Annotated in this window: 10 protein-coding genes and 1 tRNA gene; 10 read left to right on the top strand and 1 reads right to left on the bottom strand. The window is 42.3% G+C overall.

The window, feature by feature from the left end; genetic code table 11:
• The 4 genes from WKF69_RS03475 to WKF69_RS03460 all read left to right on the top strand — a co-directional run.
• A partial coding sequence (locus WKF69_RS03475; RefSeq protein ID WP_340379516.1) for a response regulator occupies positions 1 to 3,698 on the top strand: 3,698 nt, incomplete at its 5' end.
• A 19-nt stretch (positions 3,699 to 3,717) separates the two neighbouring features.
• On the top strand, positions 3,718 to 4,938 hold the full coding sequence (locus WKF69_RS03470; protein ID WP_340379515.1) for a hybrid sensor histidine kinase/response regulator: 1,221 nt from the start codon (positions 3,718 to 3,720) through the stop codon (positions 4,936 to 4,938).
• A gap of 103 nt (positions 4,939 to 5,041) precedes the next feature.
• Positions 5,042 to 5,257 carry a hypothetical protein gene (locus WKF69_RS03465; RefSeq protein WP_340379514.1) on the top strand — a complete coding sequence of 72 codons (216 nt, stop codon included), beginning with the start codon at positions 5,042 to 5,044 and terminating at the stop codon, positions 5,255 to 5,257.
• A 97-nt stretch (positions 5,258 to 5,354) separates the two neighbouring features.
• The gene (locus WKF69_RS03460) at positions 5,355 to 6,308 is read left to right on the top strand and encodes an acetyl-CoA carboxylase carboxyltransferase subunit alpha (RefSeq protein ID WP_340379513.1); all 954 of its coding nucleotides are present in this window, start codon (positions 5,355 to 5,357) and stop codon (positions 6,306 to 6,308) included.
• A 121-nt stretch (positions 6,309 to 6,429) separates the two neighbouring features.
• On the opposite strand, the gene WKF69_RS03455 is transcribed toward WKF69_RS03460, so the two are convergent.
• A complete protein-coding gene (locus WKF69_RS03455; protein WP_340379512.1) occupies positions 6,430 to 9,585 on the bottom strand; it encodes a DUF2723 domain-containing protein in 3,156 nt (1,051 codons plus the stop codon).
• 287 nt (positions 9,586 to 9,872) lie between these two features.
• Between WKF69_RS03455 and WKF69_RS03450 the strand changes: the two genes are divergently transcribed.
• The 6 genes from WKF69_RS03450 to WKF69_RS03425 all read left to right on the top strand — a co-directional run bounded on the left by WKF69_RS03450 (position 9,873) and on the right by WKF69_RS03425 (position 14,915).
• Positions 9,873 to 9,946 (top strand) — tRNA-Gln (locus tag WKF69_RS03450).
• 96 nt (positions 9,947 to 10,042) lie between these two features.
• Complete coding sequence (locus tag WKF69_RS03445) at positions 10,043 to 10,987, top strand: ribose-phosphate pyrophosphokinase (RefSeq protein WP_340379511.1); 945 nt, start codon at positions 10,043 to 10,045, stop codon at positions 10,985 to 10,987.
• Positions 10,988 to 11,153: 166 nt separating this feature from the next.
• The gene (locus WKF69_RS03440) at positions 11,154 to 11,729 is read left to right on the top strand and encodes a 50S ribosomal protein L25/general stress protein Ctc (RefSeq protein ID WP_340379510.1); all 576 of its coding nucleotides are present in this window, start codon (positions 11,154 to 11,156) and stop codon (positions 11,727 to 11,729) included.
• Between the two features lie 90 nt (positions 11,730 to 11,819).
• Positions 11,820 to 12,380: an aminoacyl-tRNA hydrolase gene (gene pth / locus WKF69_RS03435; RefSeq protein ID WP_340379509.1), complete on the top strand. Its 561-nt coding sequence runs from the start codon at positions 11,820 to 11,822 to the stop codon at positions 12,378 to 12,380.
• A 112-nt stretch (positions 12,381 to 12,492) separates the two neighbouring features.
• Entirely contained in the window at positions 12,493 to 12,843 is a 351-nt protein-coding gene (locus WKF69_RS03430; RefSeq protein WP_340379508.1) for an ArsC family reductase, read from the top strand.
• 62 nt (positions 12,844 to 12,905) lie between these two features.
• The gene (locus WKF69_RS03425) at positions 12,906 to 14,915 is read left to right on the top strand and encodes a M1 family metallopeptidase (RefSeq protein WP_340379507.1); all 2,010 of its coding nucleotides are present in this window, start codon (positions 12,906 to 12,908) and stop codon (positions 14,913 to 14,915) included.
• The last annotated feature ends 236 nt before the right edge of the window (positions 14,916 to 15,151 follow it).

The raw sequence follows: 15,151 nt of genomic DNA, 5'->3' as shown, positions 1-15,151 counted from the left end.
GAACGTGGAAGGATTTAACCGATTCGGTTAATAAGATGGCGGGTAATCTTACTGCCCAATTAAGGAATATAGCAGATGTTTCCATCGCTGTGGCGAATGGTGACTTGTCTAAGAAAATTACGGTGGATGTACGTGGTGAGATCCTTCAGTTGAAGGAAACCATCAATACGATGGTGGATCAGCTTAGAGGTTTTGCCTCTGAGGTAACCCGGGTGGCACGTGAGGTGGGAACGGATGGTAACCTTGGGGGCCAGGCCTTTGTGCCGGGTGTAGCGGGAACCTGGAAAGATTTAACTGACTCAGTGAATCAGATGTCCAGTAACCTTACTTCGCAAGTGCGTAACATTGCTGAGGTAACTAAAGCTGTGGCGGGGGGTGACCTTTCCAAAACGGTGATAATCGATGTAAAAGGTGAAATGATGGATCTGAAAAACACCATTAATACAATGGTGGATCAGCTAAACTCATTTGCATCTGAGGTAACGCGTGTTGCGCGTGAGGTAGGTACGGAAGGAAAGTTGGGAGGCCAGGCTCAGGTAAAAGGTGTAGGTGGAACCTGGAAAGATTTAACGGACTCTGTAAACCAGATGGCTTCGAACCTGACGGGACAAATTCGTGGTATTTCTAAGGTGGCAACAGGTATTGCGAAAGGAAATCTGAAGCAAAGGCTTTCTATTAACGCCCTTGGTGAGGTTGCCCAGTTGACAGATACCATCAACGAGATGATTGATACGCTCGCAGTTTTCGCTGATCAGGTAACAACAGTTGCCCGTGAGGTGGGTGTGCAGGGACGTCTCGGTGGCCAGGCAAGTGTGCCGGGCGCTTCAGGAACCTGGAAGGATCTCACGGAAAACGTAAACCAATTAGCTCAGAATCTTACCACACAGGTGCGTTCGATTTCTGAGGTAGCCTCCGCGGTAACAAAGGGTGACCTTACCCGGACTATTCGTGTGGATGCAAAAGGGGAGCTCGAGGCCTTAAAGGATACGATTAACCAAATGATTGCCAATCTGAAAGATACAACATTAAGAAACCACGAGCAGGATTGGCTGAAATCCAACCTTGCGACGTTTGCTCAGATGCTTCAGGGACAGCGGGACAGAAATGCTGTTGCTAATAACGTACTTTCTGAACTTGCAGAATTGGTGAATGCCCGATACGGGGCATTTTATATTCTGGAACAGCCTGAGTCTTCTGACGACCCTAAACTGAAACTGATTGCTGCATATGCCCAAAAAGGTAAAATTGTACGGAACCAGGAGTTTGCTTTAAATGAAGGATTAGTCGGGCAGTGTGCTTCCGACAAAGAGCAGATTAGATTAAGCAATGTTCCCGGTGAATATTTACAAATAAGCTCGGGAATTGGAAATGCCCCTCCCCTAGACCTGGTTATTTTGCCGGTTCTGTTTGAGAATAATGTCAAAGCGGTTATTGAACTGGCTTCTTTTGAAAGCTTCAGTGATACACATATCGATTTCCTGGATCAGCTGACCGAAAGTATCGCGATCGTACTTAATAACATTGAAACGAATACTCGTACAGAAGAACTGTTGTCTCAATCGCAGTCGCTGGCAGGCGAGCTTTCATCGCAACAGGAAGAGCTGAGACGGGCAAATGATGAACTCCATGATAAGGGAAGATCTCTGGAAGAAAAGGCAGAACAGCTTACGCTGACTTCCAAGTACAAGTCTGAATTCCTCGCCAACATGTCTCATGAGTTAAGGACTCCGCTTAATAGTTTATTAATATTAGCGCAGCAACTCTTTGAGAATCATGAAGGGAATTTGAATGAAAAACAGATCAGCTATGCTAAAACCATCCATTCATGCGGGGATGACCTGATACAACTGATAAATGACATTCTTGACCTGTCTAAGATCGAATCTGGTGTAATATCAGCGGATTTCATGTCGGTAGGATTCAGAGAGATCGCATCATTTGTTGAGTCAACGTTCCGCCCTCTTTCCGAAGCGAAAAACCTTCAATTCGAAATTGATATCGAGGAGGGTCTTCCTGAAGTAATGGAGACGGATATTCAGCGCTTGAATCAAATCCTGAAGAACCTGCTTTCTAACTCCTTTAAATTCACCGAGAAAGGCAGTATAAAACTTAATATTTACAGACCCGATATAGAAAAGTCTAACCCAATCCCAGGTGCCGATTCAGTGATCGCTTTCGCAATCGAAGATACCGGAATCGGAATATCGCAAACTACACAAGGCATAATCTTCGAAGCATTTCAACAGGCGGAGGGTTCTACCAGCCGGAAGTACGGAGGTACGGGTCTGGGCTTATCGATCAGTAAGGGTTTTGCGGAGCTTTTGGGCGGAACGATCGATGTTCAAAGCGATCTGGGCAAGGGAAGTACATTTACGCTATTCCTGCCATTGAAATATAGTGAAGTTCCCGTACCTGCTATATTAAATGATCTGAAGGCTAAAGAAGATTACACTCCGGTTCACTCGAAAGTAATTCAAACCGAGCCGGTTGAGATGGTTATTGATGACGACAGACATAATATACTGCCGTCAGATAAAGTTCTGCTGGTAATTGAGGACGATTTACGTTTTACTAAGATTGTTATCGAAAGATCTCATAGTTACGGTTTAAAAGTAGTTGTTGCTACCCATTATCTGGAGATATTTGACGCTCTAGCTAAATTTAACCCTATTGCTATCACGCTGGACGTGAAGATGCCTGAATCTAACGGGTGGAAAGTGCTAAAGGCATTGAAAAATAGTCTCAAGTTCAGGCATATTCCCGTGCATCTGATCTCAGGGGAGGATGATAGGTCGGCGGCAATGAAATTCGGTGCAAGAAGCTTCCATTTAAAGCCACTTTCAAATAGTGCCCTTGACGAACTTATTATTGGAATTGTCAATTTCCATGAGCAAACCAAAAAGAAAGTTCTGTTGATAGAGGACAATGAAGTGGAGTTGGAGCATTTGTCAAAATTGTTGGTGAACGATCATGTTTTAGTCGTAACTGCAACTACGGCCAAGAAAGCCATAGCTGTCCTCAAGAAGGAGATATTCGATTGTATAATCGTTGACTATACACTTCCGGACGCCAAAGGGTTGGATTTACTTAAGCAAATAAACTTATTTAAGAGCCCGCAAGCAACAATTCTCTTGCATTCAGCCAGGGATTTTACGTCAAACGAACTCATTCAACTGAAAAGGCTTACTTATAAATTGATAACGAAGACACCTACTTCACATGGTACCATCCTTGAGGAAGTATTGAATCTTCTTCATATTGATGTGAAAACATTAAGTACTACTAAACTAGACCTGATCAACAAAGTCAGGGGTAATACAGATATACTTGACGGAAGAACAGCTCTTGTTGTTGATGATGATGTGCGTAATTTATTTGCTCTTACCGCAGCATTTGAGCGATCAAAGCTAAATGTGATCACAGCGGAGAGCGGCAGGGAGGCATTAGAAATATTAGCCAGTCAAAAGGGCATAGATATTGTACTGATGGATATAATGATGCCTGAAATGGATGGTTATGAGACAATACAGTGGATGCGCAAAGAGAACAAAAATAAAAACTTACCTATTATCGCAGTGACAGCCAAGGCAATGATCGGGGACAGGCAGAAATGCATTGCTTCCGGTGCATCAGATTATATTACCAAACCAGTGAAAACAGATCAGCTACTATCGTTAATGCGTGTTTGGCTGTACTAACTAGAAGACGCTAAATAATTTGGATCCGGTTAAAATACTTCTCGTAGACGATAATGCGGACAATCTTATGTCCATGCAGGTTGTTTTGGAAAAAGATGATTATGCTTTCGTGACGGCAACATCAGGCCGTGAAGCTCTTTCAATTCTTTTGAAAGAAGAGGACTTCTCTCTGATACTGCTTGATATCCGTATGCCTATCATGGATGGTTATGAGACGGCAGAGGTTATATACCAGCGTGATAAGCTTAAGAATATCCCTATAATTTTTATCAGTGGTCAGGACGATGAAGAGGCAGCAATATTTAAAGGTTATCAAGCTGGCGCGGTCGACTATATCCGTAAACCGGTTAATACTCAGATCCTTCGATCTAAAGTTGCGATTTTCGTGGAGCTTTATCGCAAGAATAAAATATTGAAAGCCCAGGAAGACAAACTTACACGTATTAATGGTGATCTGCGGAAGCTAAATCAGGAACTGGAAGATCGTGTGAAAGATCGGACAAAGGAGCTGGAAGACTTGAATCATGAGCTTAAAGATTTAAATCTTTCAAAGGATAAGTTTCTGTCGGTTATATCGCACGATCTAAGAAATCCTCTAACTGCTTTATTAGCATCCTCAGACAGACTGAAAAAAAGCAAGACCGAGAGCCCTGAGGAAACCCAGCACCTCGCTTCGATAATTCACCGGACATCAAATAAGATTTTGGAGCAGTTAAATGAGCTTGTAAATTGGGCGAAAAATCAGCGCGAGAAAACTGCCTTTAATCCGGTTAGTATCCAGCTTAGAAATGGAATCGACGTGTCCCTGGAGATACTAAAGCCGAATGCTTTACAAAAAGATGTAAAGCTTGAAAACAATATTCCTGAGAATATTTTCGTGAAAGCAGATGTGTTTATGCTTCGTTCGATACTTCAAAATTTGGCAATGAATGCCATTAAATATACTCCTGAAGGCGGAATAGTCACCGTGTCAGCATCTTTTACCGATCACATGGTTGAAGTGTGTGTAATGGATACAGGAATTGGAATGACTCCGGAAGTACAACAATCACTATTTAAAAGCATTAGCCCGGTTTCTATAACAGGTACCAACAATGAACAAGGATCTGGCTTGGGCCTCTTATTGGTTCGTGATTTTGTTGCGCAGCATGGTGGATCAATTCATATTGATAGTGAGCTTGAAAAAGGTACTTGTTTTAAATTTACTATTCCCGCCGACGATGTTGCTGCTACCGTATGAAGCGAGTTGTATGTTTTAAGTGAATCATAACCGATATGGAGCTTGTAGCCTTTTACCGCGTTTAGTAACTTAAAACTTAGAACGTACAACATATAACTCCCTTATGATAGAAGGCATAAAATTTATTACAGATGAGAAAGGCAACCAAAAGGGGATCATTCTCGAACTGCCAGCTTTGAAGAAACATAAGGTCAAAGCGTCAGAGGTAATCGAAGCTCTTTCCGGTTTGCAGGAATTAATAGATAATGCTGAGCTAGATACCCAAAAAGCCAGCAATTGGGATCTTGCAAAAGAGCACCTGAAAAATCTACGTCCCTGATTCGCAAATAGGTAATTATTTGTGGTATATTCAATTTGAAAGGTTCTGTTGAGATAGTTTTAATTTCCCTAATTTAGCCGGCTCACTAATATTTACGATGACTACAACATTCGATTTTGAAAAACCTATTGCCGATCTTCAACTACAGATTGATAAGGTCAATCAGGTAGCTGATAAGACCAAAGTTGATATGTCTGTTACGCTGACAGAGTTGGAAGCAAAGATCGAAGCAACAAGGCAAAATATATATTCTAATTTAACAGGCTGGCAAAAAGTTCAGATATCCCGCCATCCCGAACGCCCATATACTTTATCCTATATCGAAATGATCTGTGATGATTTCATCGAGATGCATGGCGACCGTACGGTGAAGGATGACAAGGCGATCGTAGGAGGTTTTGCAAGTATTGGGGGAGAAACCGTGATGGTTATTGGCCATCAGAAAGGCGTTAACACCAAGATGAGGCAGTATCGCAATTTTGGTATGGCAAATCCAGAGGGTTATCGCAAAGCTTTAAGATTAATGAAGCTTGCCGAAAAATTCAATAAGCCAGTGATTACATTTATAGATACTCCGGGGGCATACCCGGGTCTGGAGGCCGAAGAACGGGGACAAGGTGAAGCTATTGCAAAGAACCTGATGGAGATGTCTGTATTAAGAGTGCCTATTCTTTGCTTCATTGTAGGAGAAGGCGCTTCTGGTGGGGCCTTGGGAATAGGTATTGGCGACAGAGTTTACATGCTCGAGCATACCTGGTACTCCGTTATCTCACCTGAATCATGTTCGTCAATCTTATGGCGTAGTTGGGATTTTAAAGAGAAGGCGGCCGATTGCCTCAAACTTACTTCCGAAGATATGTATCGTAATAAGTTAATTGACGGGATCATACCAGAACCCCTTGGAGGAGCACATCATAATCCAGAGCGAATGGCTAAAGCCGTGCAGGAAAAGATAATAAAAGACCTTAGAGAATTAAAACCCAGAGATATTGATTCAGTTATTAGCGACCGTATCGACAAGTTTTGTGCGATGGGTGTGGTTGTGGAATAGTTATACGTGTTACGTTATACGTTTTACGTGTATAACGGTTGAAGCCACGTTTATACTCATCGGAACACGAACCTTCTAGCAGCGTTTAGAAACTTAAAACGTAGAACGTATCACGTACAACTTATTTCAGTCCCATAAACTTACTATCCATTGCACTATATCTCGCCTGCAATTTTTTATTCAGGTCGGCCTGATTGTTCTGAGCCGTCAGCTTAACCATTTCTGCAATTACATACATTCCGAGTTGCATTTCACGGACATTCAGATTTTCCTTAGTTTCAGCAATAGCCGACAGGTACGTCAGCTGATCTTCAATATATTCTGCCGTGTTTGTAATAAGTTCGTTTGCCTTTGCCGGTTCCTTTACTTTATAAAGCAGGTCGGCCATGTAAAATTTCCGGATGGTGAAATTTAATGAGTAATTATTATCAGGCACTACTGCGATACATTTTAACAAGGCTTTACGAGCCTCTTCAATTTTGCCTTGCTTATATAAGTTCTCAGCCAGAATGTTGAAATGGTTAATTATTGTAAAGCTCATGCGCAATGACTCAGGATCTAAATAAGAAGCATTTTTCATGTTGCCCCATTTAAACTTGGTCATCATATTAGTATACATCGCATCTGTATTAGTCAGATCAGGTTTCTCGCCTGCCGCTGAGTCTGCCACCTGAGGCTTAAGGGGTAATAAGCGATACGCAAAACCTTCATTATACAAGTAGTTGTCCAGACCGATATAATTATCTGAAGGGACAGTAATTGCGAAATATATTGGCCTCTTCCAGTCATTGTGGGCAAGGATATCGATTAACGCAAGCTCTGTTTTGGTTACGTAGTTTTTATTGTAAGACCAATCTATGGACGGTGCCAGCAGTCCCAGGTATTCAGAAGGCACAGTCTTAGAAGCTGTAACCTGAGCTGGGTCAACGGTAATCTTAAAATTCTTAGTAGGAAGGAAGTTTTCTTTTGATCCGTCCTGGTAAGTTGCTTTGTCGGCTTCATCTTCAGATGTCAGAATGTCAAAGAGATTTTTTAATTCGACATTTCCCTGAACCTGATAATCCTGATACCCCATTACATCGCGGACACCCTGAACGAATTTTTCATCCGCCATTGTAATTGGCAAGGCATCTGCCTGGTTCACTTTCTTTTTCATTTGTCGGATATACCAGTCTGTACCAAGGAGACTAAGGTTGACTACCCTGACGTCCGGACGGATATTCTCAACCTCCTGCGCGTACCATAGCGGGTAAGTATCATTATCGCCATATGTAAAGAGGATTGCATTTGGTGCACAAGATTCCAGATAATCTGCCGCCATGTCCCGTGCGGTAAATTTCGTGGACCGATCATGGTCATTCCAGCCGTCTTTTGCCATTAGCATTGGAGCAGCTAGTAATCCAATTACAGTGGCAAGTACAGCTGCAGTGGGTGTTTTGATCTTCGAACGCAGGAAATCGGCAATTCCGGCAACTCCAAGTCCGATCCAGATTGCAAAAGCATAGAAAGATCCTGTGTAAGCATAGTCCCTTTCTCTTGGCTGCAGAGGATTTTGATTCAGATAAAGAACAATCGCAACTCCCGTGAAGAAAAACAGCAGGCCTACAATGCCGGCGTCCTTTTGATTCTTTTTAAAGTGCCAAAGAGCCCCGATAATTCCCAAAATGAATGGTAAAAAATAATATCTGTTATATCCTCCGTTCTCAATCTGGCTTTTTGGAAGATCATACTGGCCCCCCAAAAGCATATTGTCGATAAACTTTATACCGGAAAGCCAATTCCCCTGGGTGTAATTACCATGACCCTGCTCGTCATTCTGCCGTCCAATAAAATTCCATGCAAAATAACGTGCATACATGAATCCGGTTTGATAACTCATCAGGAATCCAATATTATCGACGAATGTCGGCGACTGAGTTTCACTCATGCCCATCCAGTCGCGGTAGGTTGCTGCATGTTGAGGGTCATCGCTGTACATCCGAGGCATTATGGTATTACGATCATACACACGCTCGTATTTCTGACCGGCTGACTCATATTTCTCTTTTCCCTTGCGATATATGATATCACCTTGCTTACTATCGATAGGCTTCGAATCAAAATACTGACCATAAGCCAGCGGTCTGTCGCCGTACTGCTCACGGTTTACATAGCTTAATAAAGAAAAAGCGTTGTCGGGATCATTATTATTTAACGTCGGATCAGCTTTGGCCCGTATAACGATCATTGCAAACGAACCGTATCCTAATATGATGAACACTACTGATATTAGAGCAAGATTTAATACACGTCGCTTTTCCCGAATCTTTAGCATGTACTCCAATGCTGCCAAAATAATACCTGATACTATCAGACCTCCGATGCCGCCGCCTATGGTCATAAGAGCTACAAATGAAATTACTGCAGCGAGAAGGTGGGATTTCTGACCGTTAATTGTATAAAGTATACCGGCAGTAAGAGCTGTAATTATAAGAATTCCGAAGAAAACTACACCGGTTCCAAAGCCTTCGCCCAGGGTATTAACAAAGAACAGATCAGAATAGGCTGCGAATTTGATTGTGTATTGAACAATTCCGTATTGTATAAAAGCCAGAATTATAATCCCCGCGAGCAGGGTTAGGAGAGTTCCGGAAGAGGTCCTTGTAGTTGATCTTCGGAAGTAATACACCAAAGAGATAGCCGGAATAGCAAGCAGGTTTAGCAGGTGAACGCCTATTGAAAGCCCCATGACATAAGCGATAAAAACGAGCCATCTGTCGGCGTAAGGCTCATCGGCATGCTGATCCCATTTTAAGATGGCCCAGAATACAACAGCCGTGCATAATGAAGAAAGTGGGTATACCTCAGCTTCAACAGCAGAGAACCAGAATGAATCTGAAAATGTGTAGGCGAGAGCACCAACAAGGCCAGAACCCATGATCGTAATCATTTCACCCTGAGTAAGGCTGACACCAGGTTTAACAATAATCTTTCTTGCAAGGGCTGTGATCGTCCAGAACAGGAAAAGGATAGTGGCAGCACTGGCTAGTGCCGAACAAATGTTTATCCAGAATGCAACCCGACTCGTATCCCCGCCTGCAAGAAGTGAAAAAACCTTGCTTACCATCAGATATAACGGTGCTCCGGGTTGGTGTACGACCTGTAATTTATAAGCTGAAGCAATAAACTCCCCGGAATCCCAGAAACTGGTAGTCGGCTCAAGAGTAAGAGTATATACAATTAATGCTGTCAGGAAACTTAGCCATCCTAACAAGTTATTAGTTCTATTATAGTTCATATATTTCAGTTCAAAATACTGCTGCCGAAAATAGTGAATTTGATGTAGAAATGTGGTAAGGTTTAACACTAATTAACTATCGAAGATCTGAAGTCGGAGGTCATAAGCCTGAAGTAGGAAGTATGCACATAAGGTGGCTGACAACTGGGATATTCTTTCCAACGAGGTAAAGCTTCCTCAGACCTCAGACCTCCGAACAAACAAAAATCAATTTTTCATTTGCACATTATAGTTTATCAAGCTATATTTGCATTCCATTTCAAAAAGACCTTCTTTTTGATTTTGATTGCCCGATAGTATAATGGTAGTACAACTGTTTTTGGTGCAGTTTGTCTAGGTTCGAATCCTGGTCGGGCAACCATAAAAATTTCGAGTTTCGGAATTGTATTGATAATGAGGCCTTAACAGGCCAGACATGTTAAGTATCTGCTTTTAATCATCGATATCCGAAACAAAAATGCCTCTATCTTTTAATCCTATCAAGTTATTTTCAGGCTCAGGCACTATTGACCTTGCGACTAAGATTGCTGCTGCATATGGTAAGAGCTTAGGCGATGTCGTTCTTTCAAGGTTTAGCGATGGTGAATTCCAGCCACATTTTAATGAATCAGTACGTGGCTGTGATGTTTTTCTGATCCAGTCAACAAATCAGCCGAATGATAACCTTGTTGAGTTGCTTTTGATGACTGATGCGGCTAAAAGAGCTTCGGCACATTACATTACTGTAGTCGTTCCATATTTTGGGTTGGCAAGACAGGATAGGAAAGATAAACCAAGAGTTGCAATTGGAGCTAAACTCATGGCCAATTTGATCACGGCTGCTGGCGCTCACAGGATCATGACAATGGACTTGCACGCAGCACAGATACAAGGTTTCTTCGATATACCGGTAGATCATTTGGATGCGTCGGTGATTTTCGTCCCGCATATAAAGAGCCTTAACCTCCCAAATCTTACGATAGCATCGCCAGATATGGGAGGATCGTACAGAGCAAGGACCTTCGCTAAATATTTTAATGCTGAGGTCGTTATCTGTGACAAGCAAAGAAAGCGTGCAAACGAAATAGAATCAATGTCGATCATTGGAGATGTAACCGGAAGAGATGTGGTTTTGATCGATGATATTTGTGATACGGCAAGGACGCTGGCAAAAGCTGCCGAACTTATCATGGAAAATGGAGCGAACAGTGTAAGAGCAGTATGTACTCACCCGGTTTTATCTGGGGATGCATATAAAACGATAGAGAAATCTGCTTTAGCAGAAATGATAGTTACCGATACGATAGCCGCGAGACAAACCAGTCCTAAGATCAGTGTGCTTTCAACAGCGGATCTTTTCAGCCGGGCTATAGCCAATGTAAATGAGCACGGATCGATGAGCGCTTTATTCAATATAGATTAAGGGACAAAGAACCAGGAGTCAAGACTGCATAGCTGTCATTGCGAGCCTGCCTGTCCGGTAGGCAGGCGGAGCGCGGCAAAAGGAACAAAGAACAAAGACGTTAGTTAGGGAGTTGGATGTCCAACAACTAACAACTAATAATAAACAACTAATAATAAACAAAATAATGAAATCAATTGCTATTAGCGGTTCTCCAAGAGAGAACGTAGGGAAAAGAGACGCTAAAGAGCTGCGTTACGAAGGCAAAGTGCCAGCAGTTCTTTATGGTGGAAAAAATCAAATCCACTTTTCTGTGTCTGCATCTGATTTGAAAAGTTTGGTGTATACACCAGAAGTTTCATTCGTTGCGCTGGAAGTTGCTGGTGTTAAAGCACAAGCTATCATCCAGGATGTACATTTTCATCCATTAACTGATCAGCCACTTCACGTGGACTTTTTAGAGCTTGATGAAAAGAAACCAGTTGTTATGCAGATCCCTGTAAAACTTACGGGAACTTCACCAGGTGTAAAGACTGGTGGTAAGTTAGTTCAAAAGCTGCGTAAGCTGCGTGTCAAGGCTTTGCCTAAAGATATGCCTCAGTATGTTGAAGTGAGTATTGAGAAACTTGATGTTGGTAAATCAGTTGGTGTGGGAGAATTGGAATTTGACAAGTTCAAAGTAACCAACAATGCCGACGACACTATTGTATCTGTTACGATGTCACGTGCATTAAAACAAGCAGAAACTGAAGCTAAGAAATAATTCTTCAGAACCTATTTTTAAAAGATCCCGCACTTGCGGGATTTTTTTTTGCTGTAGTAATGCCTCAAACTTTCTTCATATTTGCATTACATGAAATACCTTATTATAGGATTAGGAAACATAGGCCCCGAGTATGCAGACACACGTCATAATATCGGATTTATGATCGCTGATGAACTTGCCAAACGGGAGCATTCTTCCTTTTTTAATATGAGGCTGGCTAATTACACCGAGTTTAGCCATAAAGGTAGAAAGGTACATGTGATCAAACCTACAACCTATATGAACCTCAGCGGTAAAGCGCTAAACTATTGGATGCAGGATCTTAAAATTCCTGTGGAAAATGTGTTGGTTCTTGTGGATGAACTGGCACTTCCACTTGGTACGATAAGGCTTAAGCCCAAAGGCAGCGCCGGAGGACACAATGGCCTGAAGAGTATAGAATTGGCCTTAGGCCATTCTGATTACTCCAGGTTACGGTTTGGGATTGGAGATAATTTCCCTAAAGGACGTCAGGTAGATTATGTTCTAAGTGGATTTGATGAGGACGAACAGCCAGAGCTGCCGGCATTAATAGACCAGTCGGTAGAGATGATAAAGAGCTTTATCTCCGTTGGAGCCGAGCTCACAATGACCAGGTTTAATAAATAGCTGGAGATAAACCTGACAAGTATAGTATTAAGCAGAATAAAAAAGGCTTGAACAATGATGATGTTTCGGGCGGATGTTCGGGCGCCACACAGTAATTTTTATATTTGCCTTTATGAAAGTATACGGAATTAAGAACTGTAATACAGTAAAGAAAGCTCTTGACTGGCTGAGAGAAAACAACATCGAATACGATTTTCATGATTTTAAGAAGCAGGGAATAACAGAACCCAAACTGGAAGAATGGACATCAAAATTGGGTTGGGAGCCTCTCGTCAACAAGCGTGGAACTACCTGGAAGCAGCTTGAGCCAGAAAGACAAACAACTGTAAGCTCGAAGACAGAAGCTTTCAAACTAATGCAGGAAAAAACAAGCGTTATAAAGAGACCTGTTATCGAAACTGAGAGGGGAATACTTCTCGGTTTCGATGAGGCAGCTTATAAAGAACTGTTTGAGATAGCTTAAGCTTAGTTTCATCTCAGATGTCATAAGATTTTCTTTAATTTGTCTCTTTAAAATTTATTCAGATGGGCAGATTAAAGTTTTTAACACTAACGTTAATATCGTTAGGTGCGGTATTCAATGCATTTTCACAACAAACGGCGACAACAGGACAGAATGTTTCTTTGCAACCCGCTACGAAGTATGATTACCATGACACCTTCGGACCTGTTTTTTATACAAAAAACGGGAACGATATCAGGTCAGCGGGTGGCCAGCCGGGACCTAAATACTGGCAAAATCGAGCGGATTATAAATTATCTGTACGGCTTAATGAGCAAACAAATGAGATTTCAGGAACAGAGATTTTAACCTACACAAATAACAGCCCGGATAAGATGTCGTTTATCTGGATGCAGCTGGACCAAAACTTGTTTAAAGAAGACTCGCGGGGCCACGCTCTTATATCTCCGGGAGGGAGCAGAAGCGGTGCCCAAGGCCAGAAGTTCGATGCAGGCTACAAGATAAAATCAGTAAAGATTGTAGAAACTGAAAATGGCAGAGCCGTTGAGAAGGATCCAGAGTACTTCATAGAAGATACTCGTATGCAGATATATCTTCCTTCAGAGCTTGCAGCCACCGGAGGAAAGTTGCAGGTTAAAATTGAATATTCTTTTGTTTCACCTCAGTACGGTTCTGACAGAATGGGGATACTGAACACCAAAAACGGTAAGATATTTTCTGTTGCGCAGTTCTATCCAAGAATGTGCGTTTACGATGATGTATCCGGGTGGAACACGATCCCATACATGGGTCCTAGCGAGTTTTATCTTGAGTATGGCGATTATGACATTAGCGTAACTGTTCCGGCAAGCCATATCGTGGTTAGTTCGGGAGAACTCATGAACCCTAAGGAAGTTTATACAGCCGAACAGCAAAAGCGCTGGGCTGCTGCCGCTCAAAGTGATAAGACAGTCATCATCAGGTCGGCATCTGAAGTAAAGGATGCTGGGTCAAGACCTACAGGAAAAGATGAACTTACATGGAGATTTAGTTTGAAAAATGCCCGCGATGCCGCTTTCGCAACATCAGCAGCATTCATTATCGATGCAGCCCGAATGAACCTTCCAAGCGGAAAGAAGTCGATGGCTATTTCCGCCTATCCGGTTGAAAGTGACGGTCCAGAGGCTTGGGGGCGATCTACTGAATACAATAAAGCTTCCAACGAGTTCAACTCCAAAAAGTGGCTTGAATTCCCATACCCTGCAGCTACAAATGTTGCCTCAAACGTTGGAGGAATGGAATATCCGGGAATCGTATTTTGCGGTGCGACAGCAAAAAATGCCGGGCTTTGGGGAGTAACAGACCATGAATTCGGTCACGCCTGGTTCCCTATGATAGTTGGCTCTAATGAGCGTGTGCACGCCTGGATGGATGAGGGTTTTAATACATTCATCAACTCACTGGCGAGTGAAGACTTTAATAACGGAGAATATAGACCGAAACCTTATGACTGGCATGTTTACGGAAAACTGTTAACTAATTCAGTATTTGAGCCTGTAATGAGCAGCCCGGATAATATGAAAGAGCAAAGTATCGGATACCTGGCTTATTACAAACCAGCTGCCGGACTAATATTGCTCCGTGAACAAGTGATAGGGCGGGATCGATTTGACCGGGCTTTTAAAGAGTATATCAAGCGTTGGGCGTATAAGCATCCCACACCAGATGACTTCTTCCGAACGATGGAAAATGTTACGGGTGAAAATCTTGCATGGTTTTGGAGAGGCTGGTTCCTGAATAACTGGAAGTTAGACCAGGCGGTAGCTGGTGTCGCTTACGTTAAGAATGATCCAAAGCAGGGAGCCCATATAACACTGGATAACCTGGAGAAGATGGCTATGCCTACTATTCTTCAGATCGAAACAAAGAGTGGTAAAATTAGCCGGATTAAATTACCAGTAGAAGTTTGGGAGCGAAATCTGCGATTCACTTTCCTTTATCCCTCAGATGAGGAGATCAAATCAATAATATCAGATCCCGATAAGGTAATGCCTGACTCTAATTCTGCTAACAATACCTGGACCGCGCCCTGATTATTAGTGACAAAAAGGAATTGCATCCATATCGTTTTAGATGCAATTCTTTTTTAGAAAATATTGATAATCCTGCGAGCCTGACGTTGAATCTTCCTTGATTTTTTGATTTTAGATCGGTCGGTTTTCCCTTTCCTGTAGACTCGCGCAACCTTTCTGACCACTTTTTTAATTTTTCTTTTTTTTACTCGTATACTTCTGGACGAGCTATTTTCACTTTTGCCGAATAAAAGACT

Origin of the sequence: Daejeonella sp. (assembly GCF_037719425.1) — a bacterium.
Taxonomy (GTDB): Bacteria; Bacteroidota; Bacteroidia; order Sphingobacteriales; family Sphingobacteriaceae; genus Daejeonella.
This window is presented reverse-complemented; position numbering and strand designations above follow the sequence as displayed.

Coding starts and splice junctions, on each gene's coding strand:
- WKF69_RS03445 (WP_340379511.1), top strand. CDS start 10,043: ATGCCTCTATCTTTTAATCCTATCAAGTTATTTTCAGGCTCAGGCACT.
- WKF69_RS03425 (WP_340379507.1), top strand. CDS start 12,906: ATGGGCAGATTAAAGTTTTTAACACTAACGTTAATATCGTTAGGTGCG.
- WKF69_RS03460 (WP_340379513.1), top strand. CDS start 5,355: ATGACTACAACATTCGATTTTGAAAAACCTATTGCCGATCTTCAACTA.
- WKF69_RS03465 (WP_340379514.1), top strand. CDS start 5,042: ATGATAGAAGGCATAAAATTTATTACAGATGAGAAAGGCAACCAAAAG.
- pth (WP_340379509.1), top strand. CDS start 11,820: ATGAAATACCTTATTATAGGATTAGGAAACATAGGCCCCGAGTATGCA.
- WKF69_RS03430 (WP_340379508.1), top strand. CDS start 12,493: ATGAAAGTATACGGAATTAAGAACTGTAATACAGTAAAGAAAGCTCTT.
- WKF69_RS03455 (WP_340379512.1), bottom strand. CDS start 9,585: ATGAACTATAATAGAACTAATAACTTGTTAGGATGGCTAAGTTTCCTG.
- WKF69_RS03440 (WP_340379510.1), top strand. CDS start 11,154: ATGAAATCAATTGCTATTAGCGGTTCTCCAAGAGAGAACGTAGGGAAA.